Raw genomic sequence first — 5631 nt, forward strand, 5'->3', positions numbered from 1 at the left:
ACCACGGCTTCAAGGCGGCGATGATCGGGGTGGAGTACTGCTGTCGGGCGGCGAGCCGAGCTTGTGGCGTCATGCCGCGCACCGTCGCCTCGACGTGTCCGGTGAGCGCCGGACGCATCTGAGCCACCGCGTCTCCTACCAGGCGCGCAGCTATCTCTATTATCCTGCGTTCACCGACCGGCTGCGGCTCGATCCGACTGGATGCTGGCGGTCGGCGACCTTCACGTCCTTGACGTGGCGCGCAGCCTCGACACCGACCTCGGCATCGAGGAGATGACGAATGTGCTCACCCGTCTCAGCTTCAGCGCTTCGGCATCGCGTCTTTCCATGCTGTGGACGTTGTCGCGGATCGTCCGGCAGGCCTCGACGCCGGTTATGTCGACGACATGCTCGCCGCCATCCGCCGTTTCGGCGAGCGCGCGGATGTCGGCTTGTTCTGGGGATCGGCCGAGCGCTACCGCGTCGCGCCAGCCAAGGCCTGGATTACCCGGGTCACCCAGCTCCGCGTTGCGCTTTACCATCGCGGGCAGGTCGCAGCGCTCCCGCCGAAGGCAATGCCACCTTACGCCTATCGACCAGCGGTCAAGCCGGAGATGCGAGCCGTTGTCGAGCGCTGCCTTGCGGTTCGTCGCCTGACGCTGCGTCCCAACACCATCTATCATCGCGAGCTCTCACTGCGTCGCTTCCTTGAGTACATCGCGACGGCCGCGCCGGCGATCGTAGCTTCGCCGCGCGCCTTCTTCATACGCATCCGGGACAAGCGCGGCAAACACGTTGCTGCAGTCGCAACGGCACGCAAGCTGGCAGTCATCGTCTTCAGTACCCGGACATCGACGACGAGCGACGATGCACCGTGCCGCATCGAGGGCGTGAGTAATTACCTCATGGCAGCCTAGGATCAAAACCACCCATCAGTCGCATCGGCTTAGATCGGGACAACCTATTGAGGCTCCACAGCTAGCTATCCTCCCAATCCCTCGATCCCGTGAACCACCGCTGCGCAGGCGGCATGAATTTTCCTCCCTTAGTGCGAGGGACCTAACTCGGCGGCGGATCAGATGCCCTCGAAACCAATGGGCGAAAGATCATATGATAGTAACGAGGCGTTGTGAACTGATGCAAACCAACGGGACGGATTGTCGCGACACTTGCTTGTGACAGGCACCGGTACATTTCTCCCTCGTGGTTGATTTCTTCCAGATCGAGACAGCTCGACATGTTCTTACACACGCTTCCTTCTTTATCTAATACTCGTATATCTTCGATTTGCAACCATTCGTAGTGCTCCCCCAGGAGCATTTTGACGCTGGCCCCACTTACATATGGCAGCATAATAGAGAAATAACCGTCATGCAGATGCTGTGCCCTAAGCAAGACGACCTTGGACTCGTGTGTGTCCCCAATCGCGACTTTCAGAGGTGAGAAACGCACGTTCATATCTTCTGGGTTTAGATCAAGTTGAAATCTTCTTTGCACCAGACCGCTGAATGTGAAGTCAAGCCCCAAGCTGCGCGTTTCATATGCACCCAGCCGATAAGGTGAGGGCAGGCACCTCGCATTCTTCCAAGCACTTTCCAGATGATAGATCGTCTTCTTGCGATCTGGTCCCATTAGATCGTCGTACTCGAAGTCCTTGAAAAATTCCAACTCCGCTTCAATCGGCATATGGGCATGACGGAATAGAGCTGCATGGGCCGCCGCCTGCAAAATAGAATACTCGTGCGTCACGCCAGCCTTGGTAAAAAACGTCCTCGCATCATTGATGAAGCGTACACATTCATCTTGCACATTGGCAACCTTCTCGTACTGCTTGTCACTAAGTATAATCTCCCCAAGAACTGGCTCGCCGTCCACATCATAGTCCACAACAGCGCCTTCCTTGATAGCGCAGCATTGCTCAAATAAATCGTAATTCCACCAGGGCGACGTAAAGAGCGCTTTGCTGTTCGCCGCACGGTAAGGTTCGTCGGCTGCGACCACATAGCGGCCCAATATGTCGACTTTCATTTCTTCCTTGAAAGTGCGAACCAAATATTGGTGCGTATTGCCGTGATATCCTGTGTCTGCCAAGATAATCGTATCGCCTTCCTCCAACTCCAATTCTTTTGACATATAGCGCATCATGCGGCCACGCAAAGCAAAGGAGTTCTTTAGTATCAACTCCAACACATCGTCGTCGTGCAGCAACTGATAGAACGCCTTTTTTGGATCGTCAGATTGATGTGCAATTCGTATTAACAATTCCGTCACTTCAGGCGGGAGCAAAAGCTGTTTTGCAGTGGAATGAAGATCGTCAAATTCGGGATTGATCCCGCTGATGTAATAATCGACGTCGGCACGGGTTCTGAAAGAGGCGGCAACAGCAACGAACCTGCGGATTCGTACCAGCTTCCCGACGGGCTGACCCGCATATGCTTCACAAGCGGCTGAAAGAAGATAAGCGTCACGCAGGAGAAAGAAGACTCTTACTCGCTTGCCTTGCTGCTGCAGCGCCTCCACCTCGTCCATAAGAAAACGGGCATAGGCGTATAGCACCGGGCCAAACGACATGTAGCCGATCACTGTCTCAGGCGCGTACGGCTGAAGGTTCGCTACAGAAAAAATTGGGCGAAATGGACTGTAACAGGGAAGAACAACTGCCTCCGGGGCTGCCTGTTCGAGTACAATCAACGAAGATGCCGCGTGCTGTAGGCGCAAGAAGTCTGCGACCTCTCGATCAAACGGCAGGAAATGTAGCGCACGTACGCCCAATTTCCGCGGCGCTTGCGCATCGGATACCTCATTATCCCCGATGTGAAGTAGTTGCGATGCAGGCACGCCACACTCTTTGATTACAATCTCAAAAAGGGCATGGCTCTTGGATGTCCCATAATCGACAGAGCAGTAAATCTTACTGATTGCCTGCATAACGTCTGCAGGCAAATGCCTAGCCAAGAGGCGCCTTAACTCGTCTTCGCGCAAATACGTATCGCTCACGACGACAATTTTGATACCACGGGTGTGCGCCAGCCTGATCAGTTCTACAAACGGTGAGAATGCAAAGCAAACATTCATTTCGGTCCGGATTTCCGCCTCGGCCAATAGCTCCCGTTCCTCACCAGAAAGCGATGTAAAAGGCCGATAAATATCACCGATATCGATCTCCCTGGATCCGTTCTCTAGAGGCTTCGCTCGATAGGCACGCGCAGCAGCGCTAATGCGTTGGTGAGGAGTTATTCCTAACCTTCGCGCGACGGGATTATCGGCCAGCACGGCGAAAACGTCTCTAGGTGTCGCGGTTTTGCGCCATAGCAACGTATCGAAACAGTCAAGTGAGAGTACCTTTACGGAATCCTCAAATTCGCCCAAAATATTTTGGATATCGTGGACCTTTATTTGTGCCTTATGGTGAGTATCAGGTATGTCGCTCCTCCAGTGCAGGCGATCCTCCGGTTTTTGCCATTTGGTGATCTTTTCTGTTAGACCGCCCCCGTCTGGAAACATTGCATCAGGGGGACCGATAAACTGATAGACGTCGTCTCCGGGAAGACGTGGCACGGAGTCAGTATCAAACATATCGTCAACACGTAACTTTCCGGAAGGCTGCTGATCAATATCGGCCTGCTTTATCTTGGTGGCCAAGCGCTCCAGTATAAGCTGCATATTGTTTCTCCTTCGCGCAAGCGCAATCGTTATGGCTGAGAACTTCTCACTTGTCGTCCACTCTTAGGTACTAGGCCCTCCGCATCGCCAAATTGTCGAGGTCAGCGGCAACCGCTTTCGCTACGGAGCTTCCAAGGAGCCGGCAACTAAAATAGAGATGTCCTGAACTGGTTGAGGGACTTGGGTTCGAACAAGGGTCTACCGAGCAAAACTTCGCTGTCCTACTGCCAGACGATCCCTATCTCATCGTTTGCCACTGCTCTTGCAGAAGCAAAATGCGGATAACGTCAAAATACATCCGACGATCGGGTGACACTCTGCGTCTTACCAAACCGTTGGCCGAAGAATATCATTTATGGATTTTCCGTCAATGTAGCGACGGGAGTGCGACATTGTGTGGTAAGTAGTTGATTATGTTGAGAACAACTGCGTGTGCACGCACAGGAGCTTTGTGATGCTTTGATGAAGAAGTGTTAAAGTTGATGCAGGTTAGTGTTAGCAGAAGGGCCATCTGGCGCGGCATGAGGTAATTGGCGAGAGATGCACCGCTGGCGCCATCGTGCGGCAGGGCAACCAGCACCGAGGCTGTCACGTTGTCTGCGTATGAACGCGCTCCAGCGGTGTGCGCTGCTGTCAGTAGAGCGCAGTCACGGCCTTCCGCTCCGCCATTGCGTTCAGATGGGTAAAGATGGATTGCAAACGCGGAGTGTCTTGAGCGAGGTGGAACGGTTGTGCAGGGCGGAGAAGATCGAGACGAAGCGCTGAAGGGTTTCCGGTGATCGGAAGCTCCGCATCGTCCATTCGCAACGGCACATGGAAATTGTCAGCGCGGTTGTTCAATCCGTTGTGCGGCCAGTGCTCCACTTTCCGGCATCAACTGCCCTTTGCCGCCTCATAGGAGTGCCCCTGGGTGATCATGGGCTTCGGCGTACCACTGTCCGCAGGCTGCGTTTGCATCCTGGCCCTGCACGGACAAATCGGTAGCCTTCGTCATTCTTGCGCCCCTTGACCATGTTCACGGGACAGAGTTTTGCGCAGGTCCTCGAAACCACCGAGGCGTTTCATCGCCAGGCAGCAGAATCTCGTCCAGCAGCAGGTTCCAGTTCGCTTTCGAGATCAGCTCTCCGTCAATCGATGCGTCCAGCACTGCGCATAAATAAGCGTTACGCGCAATAGGAGGAGTCCGCATGGCAAAGGAATTGCAGACGATCGAGGAGGCCGTTCGCCGCCGCGAAGGCGAGGCCTCCAGCACAGCAGATTGTCGATTGGCTGCAAGAGCCGCCAACGCGCCGCATCCTGCAATACCGCCTCAATACCTCCTCGATCACCGCCGCCTCGTCATGGGAGGCGAAGGCCGCTGGGCGCGCTATCGTCTGCCGCAAGCGCAGGCCACCGTGGTATGGCCGCCGGACGCGCCGAGGCATGGGCGGAAGCCGAAGCCGTCCCGCCGCTCTCCGAGCCCGGCGCCGAGATTCAGGCTTATGTCCGCAAGCCGATCGGCTACAATCGGCGGCGGAGCGGGCGCATCTGCGTGAGGTCACGAAGACTGAATTATTATGCACCCCCTTTTCAAACGGCAGAAAACAGCGATTCCTGATTGTCCGACACGGGGTTTTGCGCGCCAGTTCGGCCTTGATCCGCTCATCTTCGAGGTCGCTGTCGCGAATTTGATAGGGAGCGCAACGCATGACCTGCTCGGCGGGCAATATGCCGTCCCTGATGAAGCGGCGAATCTTAAGGCGTGCGAGACGGCCGCGAATGCACGAGACTGCAGCATCAAACGATTCGATCTGATGGAGCCATCACCGGCCAGCCCACCTGTGCATCATCTCACCCAATTTCGCCAGATAAGTTTCGCTCTGAGTGGTCCGCGGGAACGAGAAGTTAAGCGCAACGAAGCACGACATGCCCGTGTTGCCGACGATTATCTCCCCGTGTGCTACGATGCATCCTCGCTTTGATACGCGGCGCGAAATTTCATGTCGCAAC

The 5631-nt window shown here is 55.2% G+C and carries 4 protein-coding genes and 1 pseudogene; 2 read left to right on the forward strand and 3 right to left on the reverse strand.

Going from position 1 to position 5631, the window contains the following annotated elements; all coding sequences use genetic code 11:
• Positions 1-332: 332 nt before the first annotated feature.
• On the forward strand, positions 333-896 hold the full coding sequence (locus NKJ08_RS38000) for a hypothetical protein (protein WP_352786287.1): 564 nt from the start codon (positions 333-335) through the stop codon (positions 894-896).
• Positions 897-1038: 142 nt separating this feature from the next.
• Here the strand turns inward: NKJ08_RS38000 and NKJ08_RS38005 are convergent, their stop codons facing one another.
• The 3 genes and pseudogenes from NKJ08_RS38005 to NKJ08_RS38010 all read right to left on the reverse strand — a co-directional run bounded on the left by NKJ08_RS38005 (position 1039) and on the right by NKJ08_RS38010 (position 4927).
• A complete protein-coding gene (locus tag NKJ08_RS38005; RefSeq protein WP_352786289.1) occupies positions 1039-3642 on the reverse strand; it encodes an HAD family hydrolase in 2604 nt (867 codons plus the stop codon).
• 633 nt (positions 3643-4275) lie between these two features.
• Positions 4276-4506, reverse strand: a pseudogene (locus NKJ08_RS39210) (IS6 family transposase); the annotation flags it as partial.
• A gap of 151 nt (positions 4507-4657) precedes the next feature.
• Positions 4658-4927, reverse strand: coding sequence for a hypothetical protein (locus NKJ08_RS38010; protein ID WP_352786291.1), 270 nt, complete (start codon positions 4925-4927; stop codon positions 4658-4660).
• Between the two features lie 271 nt (positions 4928-5198).
• Here NKJ08_RS38010 and NKJ08_RS38015 point away from each other — a divergent pair, with 271 nt between their 5' ends.
• Positions 5199-5603: a hypothetical protein gene (locus NKJ08_RS38015; RefSeq protein WP_352786292.1), complete on the forward strand. Its 405-nt coding sequence runs from the start codon at positions 5199-5201 to the stop codon at positions 5601-5603.
• The last annotated feature ends 28 nt before the right edge of the window (positions 5604-5631 follow it).

This window comes from Mesorhizobium sp. M0244 (assembly GCF_040321795.1).
In the GTDB taxonomy this organism is placed as follows: Bacteria; Pseudomonadota; Alphaproteobacteria; order Rhizobiales; family Rhizobiaceae; genus Mesorhizobium.

Coding starts and splice junctions, on each gene's coding strand:
- NKJ08_RS38005 (WP_352786289.1), bottom strand. CDS start 3,642: ATGCAGCTTATACTGGAGCGCTTGGCCACCAAGATAAAGCAGGCCGAT.
- NKJ08_RS38015 (WP_352786292.1), top strand. CDS start 5,199: ATGCACCCCCTTTTCAAACGGCAGAAAACAGCGATTCCTGATTGTCCG.